The sequence below is a fragment of the Pseudomonas sp. 43(2021) genome (assembly GCF_017490805.1).
Classification (GTDB): Bacteria; Pseudomonadota; Gammaproteobacteria; order Pseudomonadales; family Pseudomonadaceae; genus Aquipseudomonas.
In genome coordinates this window covers 1-256 of the sequence record NZ_JAFGYJ010000638.1, presented here as the reverse complement: position 1 = coordinate 256, position 256 = coordinate 1, and the positions used below count along the sequence as shown (strand labels likewise).

1 rRNA gene is annotated in these 256 nt (G+C 51.6%); it reads right to left on the bottom strand.

Annotated elements, in window-relative coordinates:
• Window positions 1–256, bottom strand: a 23S ribosomal RNA gene (locus J5M71_RS29075); the annotation flags it as partial.

The window sequence follows — 256 nt, the reverse complement described above, 5'->3', positions numbered from 1 at the left end:
ACCCGAGTTCTCTCAAGCGCCTTGGTATTCTCTACCTAACCACCTGTGTCGGTTTGGGGTACGGTTCCCAGTTATCTGAAGCTTAGGAGCTTTTCTTGGAAGCATGGTATCAACCACTTCGTCGCCTGAAGGCAACTCGTCATCAGCTCTCGGCCTTGAAATCCCGGATTTGCCTAAGATTTCAGCCTACCACCTTAAACCTGGACAACCAACGCCAGGCTGGCCTAACCTTCTCCGTCCCTCCATCGCAATAACT